The organism is Methanococcoides methylutens (assembly GCF_000765475.1).
Taxonomy (GTDB): Archaea; Halobacteriota; Methanosarcinia; order Methanosarcinales; family Methanosarcinaceae; genus Methanococcoides; species Methanococcoides methylutens.
This window is the reverse complement of sequence record NZ_JRHO01000009.1, coordinates 148,870-165,938: the sequence shown is the minus strand read 5'-3', so window position 1 is coordinate 165,938 and position 17,069 is coordinate 148,870. Positions and strand designations below refer to the sequence as shown.

Here is a 17,069-nt window from a genome sequence, read left to right as displayed (position 1 = left end):
ATGAAAGGGCATCTGAAACGAAATCGGTTAAAAACCCCCATCATAATTAATATAAAAATGATTTCTAACAAGATTTCCGGTGGGGATTTGCCAAGAACGAGAGACAAAGATGTTGCTCTTCTTCTTTTAAGAATTAGATATATATTAACAGGTAATCATCATGGAATCATTTAAAAACCTAGGGATCGAAGAAGCGATCCTAAGATCAATCGAAGAAAAGAATTTTGAAGCCCCTACGGAGATTCAGTCAATGGCAATTCCTCTTATCCTTGAAGGAAAGGATATAATTGGAGGAGCAGCTACCGGATCCGGCAAAACACTCGCATTCGGATGTGGCATTATCCAGAAAATTGAGACTGGAAGGGGAATAAAGGCTCTGGTCCTTACCCCTACAAGGGAACTGGCAGAGCAGGTCCATAACTCACTGAAAGAGTTCTCCCGTCACAAGAGATTAAAAATTGCATCAATCTACGGTGGAGTTGCAATTGGCCCACAGATGAGGCAACTTGAAAAAGCAGATATTGTTGTTGCAACACCTGGCAGACTTCTTGACCATATTGGAAGAGGTACTATAGACCTGGACAATGTGGAAATGCTGGTCCTTGATGAAGCAGACAGAATGCTTGACATGGGATTCATCGATGATGTTGAAGATATCGTTAAAGAGTGTCCGGAAGAAAGACAAACTTTGCTTTTCTCAGCAACTGTTTCCAAGGACATAAAGTATCTCTCACGCAAGTACATGAACGAGCCCCAGAAAGTCTTTGCAAAAGCACATGTTGACCCTGAAAAGCTTGAACAGGTATATTATGATGTTCCAAAACCCATTAAATTCTCCCTGCTTGTCCACCTCCTGAAAAAAGAGAAGTCAGGATTAGTGATGGTTTTCTGTAACACACGAAGCAATGTAGACTTCGTCCAGAAGAACCTCAGGAAAAATGACATTGATGCGATCGCTATACATGGTGGTCACACTCAGGCAAAAAGAAAGAGCACACTCCACAAGTTCCATTCAAGTGAAGCACATGCACTTGTCTGTACAGATGTTGCTGCTCGTGGTCTGGACATTCCCCATGTATCACATGTCTACAATTATGACATCCCTGATGATGTTAATGAATATGTACACAGAATAGGCAGAACCGCAAGAGCAGGCAAGGAAGGAAAGGTCATCAACGTTTTGACAGACAGAGAGGCAGATGCTTTCCAAAAGCTCGTGAGGCACCACCGCAAGTTCACAATCACAAAGGAAGTTGTACCTGATGTTGAAAGGGTAGTCATAAAGGACGAGAAAGATAAACGTCATGACAGGAACAGCTTCAAAAAATCCGGTGGACGTCGCAGATCAGAAGGACGCGGAGGTCAAAAAAGGTCCGGAGGATATGGCGGATCTAAGCCAAAAAGTGATGAAGACTCCGGAAGATCAGAAGGTCGCGGAGGCCAAAAAAGGTCCGGAGGATATGGCGGATCTAAGCCGAAAAGTGGTGAAGGCTCAGGAAGATCAGAAGGTCGCGGAGGTCAAAAAAGGTCCGGAGGATATGGCGGATCTAAGCCGAAAAGTGGCGAAGGCTCAGGAAGATCAGAAGGACGCGGAGGTCAAAAAAGGTCCGGAGGATATGGCGGATCTAAGCCAAGAAGTGGCGAAGGCTCAGGAAGATCAGAAGGTCGCAGGGATTCAAAGAGATCAGAAGGATATAGCGGATCCAAAAAATCCGGCGCACGCACCGGATTTAAGAAGAGAACCGGAGTTAAAAGAAAGACAGAGTGACCTTATCGGTCACCTTTTTATATAAACATCATTAGTTCTTTTTATGGACTGGTTTGTAGTAAATGCAGTAGGCGAAGCTCTCAGAAGAACGAGACAATGCCTGCTGGAACCGTTCGATCTAAAAAAGTGGCTGAAACTTGCGATTATCGTCGCCTTAGCAGGCGGAGGAGGAAGTTCAGGCTACAACGGTTCAACACCCAACACAGGCAACAGTGACTTACCAGACCTCCCTTTTTCTTACATTCCAAATGGAAATGGATTCGTTGACCAGATAACATCCACCCCCGACCTGCCATTGATAATTGCAATTGTAGGATCTATCGGACTATTTATCCTGATATTGTGGTATATCTCATCAGTAATGGATTTTGTTTTTGTGGAATCCATCACAAAAAATGATGTTAGGTTATGGGAATCCTCTAAAAGATACATGAAGATGGGACTGAACCTTTTCATAATACGCTTTGTTCTGGCAATAGGTTTCTTTGCCATATTCATAATGGCAGCACTACCCCTGATCATTCAGATGATCAATGACCCAGCTACAAGTTTCATGCCCATGCTTATTGCAGGAGGAATGAGCCTTGTTGCAATCATATTGATAATATGGATATTTAGTACCATTATATACTCTTTTATCTACCTATGCGTCCCCATTGCGATGTATGATGAAATTGGGATAATTGAGGCCCTGGAAAAAGTAGTGGCAACATTCAGGCAGGACTGGAAACAGATGATAGCTTACTGGTTCGGAAGATTCATCCTCTGGACCGGAGGTGGGGTTGCATTCGGAATCATTATACTCCTCCTCATGTTGATGCCAGTATTGCTCTTCCTGTTAATTGATGGTATTATATACTTTGCACTTTCAGAGATCATTCAGCAGAGTATCATATGGCTGATCCTTGCGCCATTTGCAGCCATAGAAATAGCATTGTTGATACTTTTCTCAATAATGGGAATCATGCCATTGCATGTATTTATGAAATATCACATGCTGGTATTTCTTGAAAAATGGAGTAAGGATACCACAATCCCATTTTTTGAGCTTGCCGATGAGAATTAAGGATCATTGGGCAGCTACTTCAAAATAAGTTTATGATTGCCCATAAGGATCTATTCGATTTTTGACTACCGATAGTCCTGAGAGAGAGATCAAACAGTAAAACAAGACAGTCTAAGTATTTATAAATTGAACGTGAGTAAAGAAAAAAAGATTGGTGATACCCGCATGATGCGAGTATCGTTTTGAAAGAAATTATCCGAAGAGTGCTCCGAGACCAGCCATGCCGCTCTCTTCTTCTTCAGCTTTCTCTTCTTCTGCAGGAGCTTCTTCAGCTGCTGCTGGTGCCTCTGCTGCTGCAGGTGCTGCTGCTGCAGGTGCTGCGAATGCTGCGGTTGCCATTGCGTCTGCGATGTCAACATCTTCGAGTGCTGCGACAAGTGCCTTTGCACGTGCATCGTTAACGTCTACTCCAGCTGCAGTGAGTACTGCTGTAACTGCTTCTTCTGTAATGTCTTTCTCAGCGTTGTGTAGTAAAAGTGCTGCGTATATGTATTCCATTGTAAATCACCTTTTATGTTATTAATATTAATTTTTTAATAGTAGTTTATCCAAAGAGTGCTCCAAGACCAGCAGCCATGCCGCCCTCTTCTTCCTCTTCTTTTTCTTCTTCCTTCTCTTCAACGACTTCTTCAGCTGCAGATTCAACTGGTGCTGCTGATGCAGCTGCGCCAAGTGCCTCTTTCAGCTCATCGTCAACTGCGCCCTCATCCTTAGCGGATGCAGCGGATGCAACAGACATCATCTCGCCCTGTGCCTTACCAAGCAGGATATCCATGACATCCGGCTCGAATACCACAGCGTTGATAGCAACATTCTTTGATTCTGAAGCTGCTTTTGCAAGTAATGTGCTGATGTTTTCAGTTGTTGGGTACACTGCGTTGACAGACAGGTTGAATGCCTGCTGAGTAGCCTGTACGAAGTCTGCGAAGATCTGTTCCTCATCAATTGCGAGTACATCAGGAGTGAAGATCGATCCTTCTTCCATAACTGCCCTAAGATCAAGACCCACTTCAAGTGGATAGATCTCCAGCCTTGTAAGCATAGCTGCGAGCTTCTGGGATACGACCTCTCCGGCCTTTGCAACTGCCTTGGTTTCCTTGATGACGACCTTACCGCCGTCGATTGCAGCAGGAATTCCTGCAGCCTGCATATCGCCCAGTATAGGTCCTGGTGGGAAGCTTGTTGGACCTGCTTCCACAACAATATCATTAGGAGTGACCATTCCGCCTTTGATAGGGGAAGGACTCTTGCTCTTCTCAAGCAACTTGTAAAGTTTGAAAGGATTCTCTTCTGTGAATATCAGTGCAGTCTGAACCTCAACATAATCATCCATTTTCTTGATATCATCGGATGACTCATCAAGTGCTCTTCTTATGAGAGAGTTTCTGGACACCTTCAGGACAGCAACGTCCTTAAGGCTCCTTCTCATTGCCTGAAGCTGTTTTGCAGGAATGCCTCCAATACCCACAACACCTAATAATGGATATGATGTGACGAGATTTTTGATATCCTCGACCTCTTCTTTCTTCCATTTAGGGATATGTTCACTGTGGTGAAGTTCTGCCATCATACCAACCTCACAGATTTACCCATAGTAGTCGTAACATAGACCGATTTAAGGTTATGTTTACCTTTTTCGAGTGATTGCTCGACCCTGCTCAGAACTGTCTCGATGTTCTCTGCCAGCTTTTCGACATCCATGTCTCTGCGACCAATTGATACGTGGAACGTAAGTCTGTCTTTTGATCTTATACGAATAGAGTTCTTCGTACTGTTGATAAGATCTGCGACGTTCTTATCAGGTGTCAAAGGTACAGGCATCTTTCCACGAGGACCGAGAATTGCACCGAGGGTCTTACCTATCAGAGGCATGTACTGCACTTCTGAAATGAAGAAGTCGCACTCATTTGCAAGACTTCTTGCCTTGGATTTATCCTCGCCAAGTTCTTTGATATCCTCTTCGGTCAGAACATAGTCTGAACCAGCATCTTTAGCATTGAGTCCAACTTCACCCTTTGCGAAAACAGCGATCTTAAGGGATTTTCCAAGACCATTGGGAAGATTTATCTCTTCGTCCACACGGTTCTTGGGTTGACTCATATCGAGGTTCTTTAAGTTAATTGCCAGATCCACACTTTCAGAGAACTTACGTTCAGGGGACCCTTCGACTAACTCTTTTACTAGATTTAAAGTAGTCTCTTCTACCATTCTATTCCTCCCGTAGTTAATGAACAAATGTTCAGATACAGGGTCAGACCCCGTATCCGGCGGGCACACGAGATTGCATGCCAACCGATGCGACCGCTACGGCCTACTACGGTTAAAGTAAGGAGATTTTCATCTCAATTACGAGCACTTCAATAATGAAGCAATTATTTTAAACTTATCGGTCAGCCTGAGCGGCCGACCAGTTCATTTGATACTAAGATCAGAGATCGATCCTTAATTCCAAGCTTCTGCTGCAAGAGCTTCGTCAAACTTGCCCTCATCAACAGCTTTCTGGCATTCCCTTGGATCAAGACCTTCTACAGTAACGCCCATTGGCACACATGTACCCATGACCTCTTTAACTGCAGCCTTGAGGGAATAGGAAAGGATATCGTCTTTCTTCATGCGAGCGACCTTTGCAGCCTGTGCAATTGAAAGATCACCAACATTGACAGTACCGGATTCACCGGAGCCTTTCTCAATGTTCAGTTCCTTAAGGATCAATGCGGATGTTGGTGGAGTACCCACTTCGATCTCGACATTCTTGTCATCACCGACAATTACCTTAACAGGAACCTGCATTCCATTGTAATCTTTAGTTTTGTCATTGATCTTATCGATCACATCTTTGATATTTACACCAAGAGGTCCCAATGCTGGACCAAGTGGAGGGCCCGGATTTGCTTTACCTCCAGGAACCAAGGCTTCTACAACACTTGCCATTAAGATTCACCTTTTTAATTTTATAAATTTAGTTTTAGTTAATGAATATAATCATGCGGTACATATCAGGATTCTTCCTTCCTGAGTATCCGTACAGTATCACCACGTATAGTTATAGGTATTGGTACAACAGCATCGAACAACTCGACCGTTATTTCCTCGTGACCCTCATCAACACGCTTTACACGTGCCTTTTCGCCCTTGAAAGGACCGGAGGTTACCTCGATGATCGCACCTTCCACAATACCTGTGACGGTTGGTTTTGGTGTAAGGAAATGTTCGATCTCCGCTATACTGGACTGGCCTTTAACAACGGTCCTTGCATGAGGAACCGTCTGAATAGCCTGTTCTACAGCACCAGAATCTGACGATTCCAGAAGTACATACCCTTTAAGCTCATCCGGAGCAATTATAGCCCTTATGTCGAGATTATCCTTCCTGGCAACCTGAGCCAGCATCCCGGCAACTGAACGCTCTTGATTCGCAGTTGTCTTAACAACAAATATAGCGGCATCTTCACTCATAAAGTTACACCCACTTCGGCACTTCCGTCAGCAGTACATAGATAATGAAACCAACAAAACCTACTACCAAAATACCGGCACCTGCAACCTTAGAGATCATGAGGAACTCTTCCCTTGAAGGCTTCTTGGACAATTTCAATACCCTCAGGTATGACTTAAGGACTTGACCGACATTACGGTTTATCTTAGGCGCTTCAAACATATTACCTGCCAAACTTCTCACAACCAGTTTCAGTATATTACATATGATTGACCGGGGTTGACCAAATTAAGAGTACCAACACCTCGATCAGACTATAAATTCTAGGGGCGTTTAAATAACGTACTATATAAAATACCTTTCGATTGAACCCCACAAAAACAATTTGGTTCAAATTAGAAAGAGAAGGAGATAACTCCTTTTCATTTTACGAAATCAATGCCATATTTTCGAGTAACGTTCTGGGAACTTCCACTTCCATAGATCTGTGGAGATTTCACACCTGTTACAACAAGCATCGTGCGGACAGAGTGCTCAAGCTCAGGGTCCACCTGTGCTCCCCAGATCAACCTTGCATTTGGATCGATCCTGCTGTAGACTTCCTGTACAACGCTCTCTGCTTCTGCAATGGTCATATCCGGACCACCTACAACATTCACAAGAGCGGAAGTAGCACCGGAAATATCCACATCAAGAAGAGGACTTCTCAATGCTTTCTGGACAGATTCCACAGCCTTGTTCTCACCGTCAGCCTCACCAAGACCTATCATTGCTACGCCACCGTTCTGCATGACGGTCCTTACATCAGCAAAGTCGAGGTTTACAAGACCAGGTTTTGTAATAAGCTCTGTAATACCTTTCACAGCTCTCATCAAAACCTCATCAGAGACCTTAAAAGCAGCCTGTAATGGTAATCTTGGGACAACCTCAAGAAGCTTGTCATTAGGAACTACGATAACAGTGTCTGCAACATCCCTGAGCCTTTCAAGTCCTGCCTCGGCGTTTGTGCGCCTTACCTGACCTTCGACAGCGAATGGAAGAGTTACCACGGCAATTGTCAAAGCACCTGTATCACGTGCAGCCTCGGCAACAACCGGAGCGGAACCTGTACCGGTACCACCGCCAAGCCCTGCAGTAATGAACACCATATCAGTGCCATCTACGATCCCACGCACCTCATCAATGCTTTCAAGAGCAGCATCTTCGCCGATCTGCGGCAGACTACCAGCACCAAGACCTCTTGTCTTTTTCTTGCCGATAAGGATCTTGCTCTCGGTAGAAACATTCAAAAGATGTTGTGCATCCGTGTTTATTGCAACAAGTTCTGCGCCCTTGATGCCTTCCTGCGCCATGCGCTGAGCACTGTTTGAACCGCCGCCGCCGCAACCAATGACCTTGATGTTCGTCTGCAGATCTCTAAGCATCGCTTCGAGTTCCGCATTTATGTCATTCTGTTCCGGGACGCTGGAACGAATTTGTTTCTCTTCTACAGATCGTGCCAATGCCTCTTCTACTATGGATTTCATAACATATTCTCCACTATAGCAAAATGATCAAATGTATTATTGGAATTATACAATACTAATACCATACACATGATAGATATTTGTATTATACTTTACCATCTTTTATTCAAAAGATTGCGTTATTCAACACAACACTTTTTTTTGTCCTTTCGCGTACCATTTCTGGCCCGATAACCCTTCCATCTATTGTAACCGACCCACCATTGGCCAGTTTCCCAAACATGGGGCCCGGAGGAACTCCCATTTTTCGTGCGAGATCTGGGTTGAACCTATCATCCGTTATATGCAACACGTTTTCATCGAAAACGTATTCAGTATCATAACGTTCTTTTAGTATTTTAATGCATTCGTTTACCAAAAAGGCAAGGAAGTCCTCTGCATCCTGCTTCCAGAAAGTAAAGAACACATTTGAAACAGTTGCATCCTCCAATTCAAAATACACAATATTTGAGTTCTGAAGTACGTTCTTCAAAGCTGTAATATCCACTGATTTGGCCAGCTTGATAAGTTCAGGGTCCACCCTTATAGTTATGACAGATCTGCCATCTTTACCTGAGTCAGCCAGATCTGCCTCACCCAACCTTTTTCGAATACCTTCGGAGAACTTAACCCGACCCAATGGATCATGCTCCCTCACCTTATGCAGGAAGATTCTGAGATCATCCCAATGGACACCCCTCATCTCTTTGATGTCACTCTCCCGTAGCAGCTCAAGACCAAAGGAAGCCGCCAGATCGCTTACCTTCTTCCGGTCCCCCGATGACATCGATTTCCTGTCACAGTATACCAGATCGGCACCTGACCTCTCAACTGCCTGCCGGAACATACCCTCATCAACATACTGTAACTGGTAATTCGGGAAATTGTGCCCGAATGTCACATCAGAACTAAAAATAAGGTTAGTTTGCCTTGCAGCATAATGCCCACCCCCAAAACCAATTGCAACAGGACATTTTACCTGCTCCACAGCAAGGATAGCACGAGCAACGATATCACCAACAGCAGTATCGACCCATTCTAATTCAGAACTTCCGATCTCCGCATAAACCGAAGGAACGTTCAGATCTGAAGGACCATGATGTGTTGACTCCATAGAAACGTCATAGCCAATATCACCAACCATTTCAGACATTGACAGAAGAATAGAACGTAAAGCAAATGGAGCTGCTTTTGCCAGCTCACCCGGATTTCCACCAAAATCAGCAGATCCAGGGTTTCCCGTAAAATGAGAAGTAAGCAGCCGTCGCCCATCCGCACTCCTGTGCTTGGAAGCAAAGATAATAAGATCACATGGCAGACCTGCTTTCTTTAATTTCTCATCGATACCATCCTGATAGATATGATGCTCCTTGACTTCAACGATCCGGAAATTGCCACTCTCATAGACCTCAGCAACATCTTCGACCATAGCAGAGGAAATCTCCAGAGGCTTCCATTCCCTGAGCCTTAGTAAGTGATCCTTTATGTTCTGTCCTGCCATATCAACAGTGGAACAAATAATTATTATGTTTGTAGAACTTTCCTTATCGCTAGTTGTCTGCATAGTTATAGGACTCCGACCCAGGCTTGATACTCAAAATTAATATATGTATTCTCAGTTTTGTTCGAATCGACCAAAATACGAACCAAACCAAGAACATATGAAATAGTTCCAAATTATAATATATCCTTTCCGATTGGAACTATTGTGGCTGTTGAAAATATATAGACAGGTTGATGTGGAAGCCATAAATAGACAAATTCATGACATCGACGGGGAAAATGTCCAAAATTTCAGATATGACTCATAAAGTAATGATCAATTGCCCTTCCTCGCAGTATTCCAGGAACATCTCGGCTATCTCTTGCGACTCGATGAGCTCAATACCAGGGATAAGTTCCTCTCCTTTCAGTCCTATGATCGATGCTCCAAGTTTACAGCACTTGAATTGCACACCTATTTCCATGCATTCCCGGATCTTTTCATCGTAGGCAGGGGACCCACATTTGTCAGCCTTTCCAAGAATGACTCCCATGGGACCGAACAGGATGACCATCACATCAAGACCTTTTTTGCGATAGTAATTCGCAAACCTAAGGGTCTCCATGGGGCTGGTACTTTCATAGACCATATTCTTGAGCAGCAACAATACTTTCGTGACCTCTGTCATACATACACCATACTTGCGTCCTTCAGCGTTTTTGTTTGCAGAAACTAGAACAGCACAACTAATAACATTTACCGCAGATAACGATTGAAACAAGGATCATACCTTTACCATATCGAATACCCACCTGCTAACCCCCGGAGCAACATTCCCGCAACGTCGGTAACCGATCACATCAAGACCTATATCAGAATATTTCCCGATCAGATCTTCGATCTCCTCTCGAGTCTTGAACGTATAGAAGTGTAAATATCCACCACACCTTACAAGTGGAATTACATCCTCAAGGAAATTGTCCATGCCATAGGGAGTTGGAATTATTACCCTGTCAAACTTTGCATTCAGTATATTCCCAATAAATGATGCATCTGCAAGGAGATAACTGATGTTATCCCCTACATGATTTAATCTGATGTTCTCAGCCAGCCATTTACAAGCTGCCGGATTCTTCTCAAGAGCAATGACATTTGCACCCTTTGCTGCAGCAGGTATTGCAAACGGCCCGACCCCGCAGAAAGGAACCAGTACATCCTCCCCCTTTTGAACCTGGGAGGATACACGCTTTCTTTCAAATGCAAGCCTACCATTGAAAAAAACATCCTTCAGGTCCATCTTATACCTCATCCCAAACTCCGCATGAGTTGTTAACGAGCTATCCCCAAGTAAAAGTTCGAAACCTGCAACCCGATGGTCACCTTCCAGCTTTGTCACCTTGTTAAGGACACCACGGATATTGCCCCTCCTTGAAGCTACATACTCTGCAACAGAGAATTTATGACCATACAATTCAGGAGGTATCGATACAACTGCAACATCCCCGACAATATCAAAACGTTTGGGAATAAGATGACGTATGTCTTCAGGAAAGTCATCGAGATGCTCAAAGGAAGTCATTGGAAGGATCACCGCTTGTAATGGACCACGCCTTGTAAGATCTCATTAATCACAACTCATCAATACACTTTTGTGGACTTGATGTTCATGAACTCATAGAAGCCGAACCTTGAAAGCTCCCTTCCAATTCCACTCTTCTTCACGCCGCCAAATGGTAAATTTGCCTCGGGCCTGAAAAAGCAATTCACACCAACGACACCCGCCTGGACCTGGCATGCAAGTGAAGAGGCCTTTACCTCATCCCCGCTCCAGATACTGGCACCCAGGCCGAACTCAGTCGCATTGGCAATTCTCATGGCCTCCACCTCATCTTTAACTGCAATGATAGGAGCTATCGGACCAAATGTCTCATTTTTCATGACCTCCATATCAGGCGTCACATTAGAGAGGACAACAGGTGAGAAATAGTAACCTTCACCATCCATACTACCACCCCCAAGTTCCACTTTAGCACCCATTGAAACTGCTTCATTCACCTGTGCATCAAGCAGTCCTATCTGATCTTCACGCACCAGCGGACCAAGGTCTGTTTCAGGGTCCATCGGATCACCCAGTTTAAGTGCGCGGGTCTTTTCCACAAAGAGAGCTGTGAACTCATCTGCAATCGATTCAGTCACAATGAAGCGTTTGGATGAAATGCAGGTCTGGCCGGTATTGATAAAACGACCTGAAACGGCGACTTTTGCAGCCATTTCAATATCGGCATCCTCCAATACGATGAAAGGATCACTGCCCCCGAGCTCAAGAACACATTTCTTCATGTTCCTGCCCGCCGTTTCAGCCACTTTCTGACCTGAAGGAAGACCACCCGTAAATGACACCGCGGCAATTTCCGGCCTTGATATCAATGAGGAAGCCGTGGGCCCGTCTACAAGAAGCGTCTGGAACACACCTTTTGGAACCCCTGCCTTCTCAAATATCTCCTCGATCTTAAGAGCACATATCGGAACATAGCTGGAATGCTTCAAAACCATGGTATTTCCACCTGCAAGTACATGGGAAGCAGCACTCAGCACCTGCCAGAGAGGGAAATTCCAGGGTTTGATAGCAAGTATCGCCCCCATGGGCTCGAATGAAATGAAAGTTGAGGGGTCGTCATCCACAACGTCAGGCTCAAGAAGTGACTCAATATTGGAGGCAAAATAGTCGAACATGCTTGCACATTTCTCAACCTCAGGAAGCGACTGTTTTATGGGCTTGCCCATTTCTTTTGTAATGGTCTCTGCAAGGTCCTGTTTCTCCTTTCGAAGCATAACAGCGACTTCCTCAAGATAGACTGCCCTCTCTGCAGCAGCAAGTGCACTCCATTCAAGGAACGTTTCAGCGGACCTTTTCAGTATCGAATCTACCTCTTCAGGAGTATGGAATTCAAACCCACCATTGACCTTCCCATTTGCAGGATTCATTGAGACCATTGCGTTCATGGTGGCTAATTTATCCTGATTTGATATAAGTGAGGCGGATTTGACATCAATATATAAATGCATTAACTCCCAATGTATCTTTATGCAGCAATTACTTGACACCGCAGAAAAAATAAGGACAATGGAGATACGTGGAGCAGGAAGGATCGCCGAAGCTGCCTCTGCTGCACTTCGTGATTACGTACTGAACCTCAAAGTAACCAACATAAAGGATTTCAACAAAAAAGTGGATGAGGCAGCAAATATCCTTATCCAGACACGTCCGACTGCCGTATCCCTTCCAAATGCGGTGCAGATCACAAAACGTCACGTTTCCGATGATGTACCCGGAGCACGTGAAGAGATAATTCACAACGCAGACATATTCCTCAAACAGGCAGGAGAAGCTCTTGAAAAGATGGGGAAGATCGGTGCTAAAAGGATAAAGGACGGAGACGTCATAATGACACACTGCAATTCCCATGCAGCACTTTCTGTTATATCCACAGCCTTCAAGCAGGGCAAGGACATCTCGGTCATTGCAACCGAGTCACGCCCGAGAAGGCAAGGATTGCTTACCATAAGGGAACTGAACGATTACGGCATCCCCACAACATTGATAGTGGATTCTGCGGTCAGATATTCCATGAAGGAGGTAGACACCGTAATAGTTGGTGCTGATGCAATAACCGTTAATGGTGCCCTTGTAAACAAAGTAGGAACATCACAGCTGGCACATGCCGCACACGAAGCAAGAAAGAATGTCCTTAGCGTTGCTGAAACTTTCAAGTTCAGTCCGAACACGATACTTGGCGACATGATCGATATCGAAGAAAGGTCTGCAGATGAGGTCATTGATCAGGAAATCCTTGCAGAAATGCCAAATGTGAAGGTCAAAAACCCTGCATTCGACATAACACCTGCCGAATATATTGACATAATAATAACAGAAGTAGGAGCATTTCCCCCACAGATGGCTTACACCATCATCAAAGAGCATCTCGGATGGGAACTCACCAATATTGGATGATGCATTATCAATCAAAATAAAAAACTGAGTGATCGATAAGGCGACCACTTCTTTTTTTGCATATCCATAGATAACGACTAAAAGAAAATTGACCGCCAATCACTCGACGATCATTCCAACCGGACTTTCCTCATAATAACTTGCCAGTTGCTCCACAGTATTTGCTGAAAAGGTTTCCTCTGAGCCGAAAAGTATGCTCGAGAGGGATGGCCTGTTAATATAATAGACGGCAGGTTCACCTTCGATCCCGCCAAGTTCAGCAGCTGCATCAATAGCATCATACAGATTGCCAAAGTCATCGATCAGTCCTATCTCCTTTGCATCCGTGGCGATGTAGACACGACCATCGGCAATATCCTTAACCTCGCTCTTCGTCATGTTACGGTGCTCTGCAACACTTGTAATGAACAGGTCATAGACCTTAAGGACGACCGTATCGGCATACTCCTTCTCCTCGGAGGTCAGACCTCTCCAGTCGCCACCCATGTCCTTGAACTCACCGGATTTTGAGACATAGAAATCTATTCCTTCATTATCGTAATATTCCGACCGGTTCGTGTAAACGCCGATCACACCTATGCTCCCGGTTACCGTTGAAGGGTTTGCCAGTATAAGATCTGCTGGCGCGGAAATATAATAAGCTGCACTTGCAGCCGTATCCCCCATGGAAACAACAACAGGAATACCCCGAGCCTGCACTTTCTCTATTTCGGTGACGATCTCCTCCGCAGATGCCGGCGATCCGCCTCCGCTGTTCACCCTGAGGACAATGGCCTTAACACTATCATCGGCTGCAGCTTCACGAAGGCTGTTACAAACATCCTCAGATGTCGCATATCCAAAGCCTGAAGGGAGGTTGCCTGTAAGCATGGTCCCCTGGACATAGATCACTGCAACCCTGTCATCAGAAGTATAGATCTCGCCACCAAAGGACAGGTAAATAACTGCAAAACTTCCACCGATCACAAGCAGCAATGCGGCAAACAATGCAAGATATTGCCATTTATGGCTCTTTTTTGGAGCCGGTGGACTGATCGGTTTCTCTTTTGCTTCCTTTGGAGGTATTGTTGTCCTCTCTTCTTTAACCTCCACAGGAGGGTTATATGCTACGATATCTTCTTCCGGCGACTCAACTGAAGGTACGACAACCCTATCCGTCATAACACCGTCCTCATGAGCATTATCCAGGATCTCAGTATAGTCAGGTTCCGGAGTCATCTCAAATGCCCCCAGATCCGGCACCTCCTCAGTGGATTCTTCCAGGACTTCATCCAGAAGGTCTTCATTATCATCTTTTAAATTAAAAGGTTCTTCACTATTGGTCATCCAATACCTCTGATATATATTATAGATTGACCTGAACATTCAAAAAGCTTCTCTTGTTGATAATATAAGCGAAATATATTTTATTATTGTAGACCATGCAAAAGGAAACTAATGATAATGGAGATAAAAGATGTCCAAATTCCCATCCAATGAACCAGTCCTCGTAACATGTGGGCTGCCATATGCAAATGGAAAGGCACACGTCGGCCATTTGCGTACATATATCCCAGCGGATATATTCACAAGATCCCTCCGAAAGACAGGACAGGAGGTCACTTTTGTGTGTGGTTCCGATACGCATGGAACACCCATCGTCTTCAACGCGGAAGAGTTGAACACCACACCTAAAGAACTGATAAAGATATACCACAAGCATTTCGATGAAACTTTCAAGGAAATGGGCGTGATGTTCGATGCATTCGGCACGACAGATGATCAAACAAATCACGACCGCACCACTGACATTGTCAACAAGCTTATCGAAAACGATTATGTTTTCCCAAAGACCATCGAGATCGCATATTGTCCTTCATGTGACCGCTTCCTGCCTGACAGGTATGTGAAAGGAACATGCCCACACTGCAAGGAAGAGGCAAGGGGAGATGAGTGTGACCAGGGATGCGGAAAACATCTTGAACCGGGAGAACTCGAGAACCCTACATGCACCACATGCAACGGACCTGCTGAGTACAGGAGTCAGGAGCACTTTTTCTTCAAACTGTCCCAGTTTAAGGATTTCCTTATAGAGCACCTTGAAAAGCTCGGCGGAACCCTCAATGCAAGGAACTATGCCCTTGGATGGGTAAAACAGGAACTAACCGACTGGTGTATCACAAGAAACCTTGAATGGGGAGTGCGTTTCCCGGGACATGATGATCTTGTGGTCTATGTATGGGTGGATGCACCTATCGGATACATCGCATTCACCGAGGAATGGGCAGAAGCAAATAATGAGAGCTGGGAGAAGTTCTGGAAAGAAGATTCCCGTATCGTCCACTTCATCGGCGGAGATATCATATACCACCACTGCATCTTCTGGCCTGCTATGCTCAAGGGAGCCGGATACACCCAGCCCTGGGCAGTTGTTGCATCAGGAATGGTGAAGATAGAGGACAAGACGTTCTCAAAGAGCCGCGGATACGTCGTATGGGTCGGAGAAGACTATCTTGACCACGGATTCCACCCTGACCTGCTCCGTTACTACCTCGCAAGCTACACATCCCACACCAAGGAACTGAACTTCTCATGGGAAGTCTTCCAGGACAAGATCAATACTGAACTTGTAGGTGTTTTCGGAAACTTCCTGTACAGGACACTCCTGTTCACCCATAAGAACTTCAAGGAGATCCCTACAGGCGAGATAAAACAGGAGACCCTGGATGAGATCAATTCAACCATTGAAGCTGCAAATGAGGCAATGGAGAACTATGAGTTCAAGAAATATGCCGACACCGTAATGGCACTGGCATCATATGGAAACAGCTATTTCCAGGCCAACGAACCATGGAAGCTCATCAAAGAGAACAAGGAAGCATGCGGTGAAGTTGTTGCAAACTGCATACAGCTTGGAAAGGCACTGTGCCTGCTCTTTGAGCCGATCCTACCAGGCAAAATGGAAGATGCATGGAAGCAGGTCGGAATGACAACAGATGTGCATGCCGCAGGATATGCTGAAGCCACAGAACTTGTTAAGGCTGGTACCCCGCTTGAAAAACCATCCATCCTCTTTGAGAAGATAGAGGATGAAAAGACCGAGCAGATGGAGGCAATCGCATCTGCAAGAGTTAAGGAAGCCATTGCAAAAGAAAGTGGCAAGGAAGAAAAAGAAGAACCAAAGGAGATGAAAGAACTGATCACATTCGACGACTTTTCAAAGCTTGACCTGAGAATAGGAACCATCATTTCTGCTGAAGAGATTAAGAAATCCAAGAAACTGCTTAAACTGCAGGTCGACCTTGGCGAGGAAGAAACACGCCAGATCGTCGCCGGCATCAAGGAATCACACTCACCGGAAGAATTACCCGGCAAGCAGGTTCTTGTACTTACAAACCTCGCACCTGCAAAGCTTTGCGGCGTGGAGTCCAACGGCATGATACTTGCAGGGACAGATGAGGATGGAAAGGCTATCCTGCTGCAACCTGAGAAAGGAACCAATGCCGGAAACGGCATAATGTGATCATCCGATCACATTTGTAAAAGTAAGTGCAAGCATCAATTAAAACTGAACAAAAATACAAGTGAGAGATCAGATTCAATGATAAATTTAATTTGATCTCAAACCTGATTTAAAAAATGAGAGATGGCCTCCTTCTAACTACATCAAACATTTGGCTCTGCAGGAGTCTTTTTCTCTAAATTCAGCTAAGCTACTACAATTTTAATAATAAGAAGTCCCATATTTCTGTTTACAAAAAGGGATGTGAACTCCATGATACCAAAGAAAAAAGATGGAGAACTATAAGACAGTTAGGTCT

The 17,069-nt window shown here is 44.7% G+C and carries 16 protein-coding genes; 4 read left to right on the top strand and 12 right to left on the bottom strand.

Annotated features, from left to right (window positions below):
• Positions 1-160 precede the first annotated feature (160 nt).
• Both LI82_RS03230 and LI82_RS03225 read left to right on the top strand, forming a co-directional pair.
• A complete protein-coding gene (locus LI82_RS03230) occupies positions 161-1,768 on the top strand; it encodes a DEAD/DEAH box helicase (RefSeq protein ID WP_052402698.1) in 1,608 nt (535 codons plus the stop codon).
• Positions 1,769-1,811: 43 nt separating this feature from the next.
• Complete coding sequence (locus LI82_RS03225; protein ID WP_048193505.1) at positions 1,812-2,834, top strand: DUF7544 domain-containing protein; 1,023 nt, start codon at positions 1,812-1,814, stop codon at positions 2,832-2,834.
• 192 nt (positions 2,835-3,026) lie between these two features.
• Here the strand turns inward: LI82_RS03225 and rpl12p are convergent, their stop codons facing one another.
• From rpl12p to LI82_RS03170, 11 genes are all read right to left on the bottom strand, one after another.
• Entirely contained in the window at positions 3,027-3,332 is a 306-nt protein-coding gene (gene rpl12p / locus LI82_RS03220; protein WP_048193504.1) for a 50S ribosomal protein P1, read from the bottom strand.
• Between the two features lie 46 nt (positions 3,333-3,378).
• Positions 3,379-4,404, bottom strand: coding sequence for a 50S ribosomal protein L10 (locus LI82_RS03215; RefSeq protein WP_048193503.1), 1,026 nt, complete (start codon positions 4,402-4,404; stop codon positions 3,379-3,381).
• The gene (locus LI82_RS03210; RefSeq protein WP_048193502.1) at positions 4,401-5,042 is read right to left on the bottom strand and encodes a 50S ribosomal protein L1; all 642 of its coding nucleotides are present in this window, start codon (positions 5,040-5,042) and stop codon (positions 4,401-4,403) included. Before LI82_RS03210 ends, LI82_RS03215 begins: the two co-directional genes overlap by 4 nt.
• Positions 5,043-5,276: 234 nt before the next feature.
• Positions 5,277-5,765, bottom strand: coding sequence for a 50S ribosomal protein L11 (locus tag LI82_RS03205; protein ID WP_048193501.1), 489 nt, complete (start codon positions 5,763-5,765; stop codon positions 5,277-5,279).
• A gap of 65 nt (positions 5,766-5,830) precedes the next feature.
• Positions 5,831-6,289 (bottom strand): transcription elongation factor Spt5, encoded by a 459-nt coding sequence (locus tag LI82_RS03200; protein ID WP_048193500.1) that lies wholly within the window; start codon positions 6,287-6,289, stop codon positions 5,831-5,833.
• A gap of 4 nt (positions 6,290-6,293) precedes the next feature.
• Positions 6,294-6,491 carry a protein translocase SEC61 complex subunit gamma gene (locus LI82_RS03195; RefSeq protein ID WP_048193499.1) on the bottom strand — a complete coding sequence of 66 codons (198 nt, stop codon included), beginning with the start codon at positions 6,489-6,491 and terminating at the stop codon, positions 6,294-6,296.
• 200 nt (positions 6,492-6,691) lie between these two features.
• Entirely contained in the window at positions 6,692-7,795 is a 1,104-nt protein-coding gene (gene ftsZ / locus LI82_RS03190; RefSeq protein WP_048193498.1) for a cell division protein FtsZ, read from the bottom strand.
• Between the two features lie 106 nt (positions 7,796-7,901).
• Positions 7,902-9,338, bottom strand: coding sequence for a D-aminoacyl-tRNA deacylase (locus tag LI82_RS12680; protein ID WP_081955716.1), 1,437 nt, complete (start codon positions 9,336-9,338; stop codon positions 7,902-7,904).
• A 241-nt stretch (positions 9,339-9,579) separates the two neighbouring features.
• Positions 9,580-9,945 carry a DsrE family protein gene (locus LI82_RS03180; RefSeq protein WP_048193497.1) on the bottom strand — a complete coding sequence of 122 codons (366 nt, stop codon included), beginning with the start codon at positions 9,943-9,945 and terminating at the stop codon, positions 9,580-9,582.
• A 96-nt stretch (positions 9,946-10,041) separates the two neighbouring features.
• The gene (locus tag LI82_RS03175; protein ID WP_048193496.1) at positions 10,042-10,836 is read right to left on the bottom strand and encodes a class I SAM-dependent methyltransferase; all 795 of its coding nucleotides are present in this window, start codon (positions 10,834-10,836) and stop codon (positions 10,042-10,044) included.
• 59 nt (positions 10,837-10,895) lie between these two features.
• A complete protein-coding gene (locus tag LI82_RS03170; RefSeq protein WP_048193834.1) occupies positions 10,896-12,260 on the bottom strand; it encodes an NAD-dependent succinate-semialdehyde dehydrogenase in 1,365 nt (454 codons plus the stop codon).
• A gap of 82 nt (positions 12,261-12,342) precedes the next feature.
• On the opposite strand from LI82_RS03170, the gene LI82_RS03165 reads away from it, so the two are divergent.
• Positions 12,343-13,269 (top strand): ribose 1,5-bisphosphate isomerase, encoded by a 927-nt coding sequence (locus LI82_RS03165; protein WP_048193495.1) that lies wholly within the window; start codon positions 12,343-12,345, stop codon positions 13,267-13,269.
• A 99-nt stretch (positions 13,270-13,368) separates the two neighbouring features.
• Here the strand turns inward: LI82_RS03165 and sppA are convergent, their stop codons facing one another.
• On the bottom strand, positions 13,369-14,595 hold the full coding sequence (gene sppA / locus LI82_RS03160; RefSeq protein WP_048193494.1) for a signal peptide peptidase SppA: 1,227 nt from the start codon (positions 14,593-14,595) through the stop codon (positions 13,369-13,371).
• Between the two features lie 130 nt (positions 14,596-14,725).
• Here sppA and metG point away from each other — a divergent pair, with 130 nt between their 5' ends.
• Positions 14,726-16,771 (top strand): methionine--tRNA ligase, encoded by a 2,046-nt coding sequence (metG, locus tag LI82_RS03155; RefSeq protein ID WP_048193493.1) that lies wholly within the window; start codon positions 14,726-14,728, stop codon positions 16,769-16,771.
• The last annotated feature ends 298 nt before the right edge of the window (positions 16,772-17,069 follow it).

Bases quoted from the DNA above. Each gene is read 5' to 3' on its own strand.
- LI82_RS03210 (WP_048193502.1), bottom strand. From the start codon at position 5,042: ATGGTAGAAGAGACTACTTTAAATCTAGTAAAAGAGTTAGTCGAAGGG.
- LI82_RS03165 (WP_048193495.1), top strand. From the start codon at position 12,343: ATGCAGCAATTACTTGACACCGCAGAAAAAATAAGGACAATGGAGATA.
- ftsZ (WP_048193498.1), bottom strand. From the start codon at position 7,795: ATGAAATCCATAGTAGAAGAGGCATTGGCACGATCTGTAGAAGAGAAA.
- LI82_RS03225 (WP_048193505.1), top strand. From the start codon at position 1,812: ATGGACTGGTTTGTAGTAAATGCAGTAGGCGAAGCTCTCAGAAGAACG.
- LI82_RS03175 (WP_048193496.1), bottom strand. From the start codon at position 10,836: ATGACTTCCTTTGAGCATCTCGATGACTTTCCTGAAGACATACGTCAT.
- LI82_RS12680 (WP_081955716.1), bottom strand. From the start codon at position 9,338: ATGCAGACAACTAGCGATAAGGAAAGTTCTACAAACATAATAATTATT.
- metG (WP_048193493.1), top strand. From the start codon at position 14,726: ATGTCCAAATTCCCATCCAATGAACCAGTCCTCGTAACATGTGGGCTG.
- LI82_RS03170 (WP_048193834.1), bottom strand. From the start codon at position 12,260: ATGAACGCAATGGTCTCAATGAATCCTGCAAATGGGAAGGTCAATGGT.
- LI82_RS03180 (WP_048193497.1), bottom strand. From the start codon at position 9,945: ATGACAGAGGTCACGAAAGTATTGTTGCTGCTCAAGAATATGGTCTAT.
- LI82_RS03230 (WP_052402698.1), top strand. From the start codon at position 161: ATGGAATCATTTAAAAACCTAGGGATCGAAGAAGCGATCCTAAGATCA.
- LI82_RS03215 (WP_048193503.1), bottom strand. From the start codon at position 4,404: ATGATGGCAGAACTTCACCACAGTGAACATATCCCTAAATGGAAGAAA.
- LI82_RS03200 (WP_048193500.1), bottom strand. From the start codon at position 6,289: ATGAGTGAAGATGCCGCTATATTTGTTGTTAAGACAACTGCGAATCAA.
- rpl12p (WP_048193504.1), bottom strand. From the start codon at position 3,332: ATGGAATACATATACGCAGCACTTTTACTACACAACGCTGAGAAAGAC.
- LI82_RS03195 (WP_048193499.1), bottom strand. From the start codon at position 6,491: ATGTTTGAAGCGCCTAAGATAAACCGTAATGTCGGTCAAGTCCTTAAG.
- sppA (WP_048193494.1), bottom strand. From the start codon at position 14,595: ATGACCAATAGTGAAGAACCTTTTAATTTAAAAGATGATAATGAAGAC.
- LI82_RS03205 (WP_048193501.1), bottom strand. From the start codon at position 5,765: ATGGCAAGTGTTGTAGAAGCCTTGGTTCCTGGAGGTAAAGCAAATCCG.